1 pseudogene is annotated in these 522 nt (G+C 74.9%); it reads right to left on the bottom strand.

Annotation, left to right across the window (positions count from 1 at the left end):
* A pseudogene (locus H0523_RS32115) lies at positions 1-368 on the bottom strand (EmrA/EmrK family multidrug efflux transporter periplasmic adaptor subunit); the annotation flags it as partial.
* Positions 369-522 lie beyond the last annotated feature (154 nt).

Raw genomic sequence — 522 nt, 5'->3', positions numbered from 1 at the left:
ACCTCGGCGGCGGCCTGGTCGCGGCTGGCGAACAGCGCCTGCACGCGGCGCCGGGCGCGCGCCAGGTCGGCGCGGGCGCCGGCCAGCGCGATCTGGATGTCGGCGGGGTCCACTTCCACCAGGGTCTGGCCGGCGGCGATGCGGTCGGCGTTGTCGGCCCAGATGGCCGAGACGGCGCCCGCCACCTGCGGGGTGATGGCCACGATGTGGCCGTTGACGTAGGCGTTGTCGGTGGTCTGGCTGGCGGCGCCGGCCAGGAAGGTCCAGGCGGCCCAGCCGGCGCCGGCCAGCACGGTTGCGCCGCCGGCGAGCATCAGGCGGGTTTTGCGGGTCGAGGTCCGCGAGTCGGGAGTTTGCGTGGCAGTCATTTCAGCACTTCGTTGTCAGAGGATTGGGAGGGCGACCAGCGGCCGCCGAGCGCGCCGGCCAGCGCCGTCTGGGCCAGGCCCAGGTCGCGGTCGGCCGCGGCCAGCGCGCTGTCGGCGCGCAGGCGTTCCAGGTCGGCGTCGATTTCGTCCTGGC

The sequence above is a fragment of the Achromobacter insuavis genome (genome assembly GCF_902859645.1).
GTDB lineage: Bacteria > Pseudomonadota > Gammaproteobacteria > Burkholderiales > Burkholderiaceae_B > Achromobacter > Achromobacter insuavis.
This window is presented reverse-complemented; position numbering and strand designations above follow the sequence as displayed.